This is a genomic window from Duganella flavida (assembly GCF_009857445.1).
GTDB lineage: Bacteria > Pseudomonadota > Gammaproteobacteria > Burkholderiales > Burkholderiaceae_D > Rugamonas > Rugamonas flavida.
In genome coordinates this window covers 1-255 of record NZ_WWCN01000078.1, presented here as the reverse complement: position 1 = coordinate 255, position 255 = coordinate 1, and the positions used below count along the sequence as shown (strand labels likewise).

At 52.5% G+C, this 255-nt stretch carries 1 rRNA gene; it reads left to right on the top strand.

The window, feature by feature from the left end:
* Window positions 1-255 (top strand): 16S ribosomal RNA (locus tag GTP46_RS30520); the annotation flags it as partial.

Below are 255 nucleotides of genomic sequence, written 5' to 3'. Positions count from 1 at the left end.
GGAATTGACGGGGACCCGCACAAGCGGTGGATGATGTGGATTAATTCGATGCAACGCGAAAAACCTTACCTACCCTTGACATGGCAAGAACCTCCGAGAGATTGGAGGGTGCTCGAAAGAGAACTTGTACACAGGTGCTGCATGGCTGTCGTCAGCTCGTGTCGTGAGATGTTGGGTTAAGTCCCGCAACGAGCGCAACCCTTGTCATTAGTTGCTACGCAAGAGCACTCTAATGAGACTGCCGGTGACAAACCG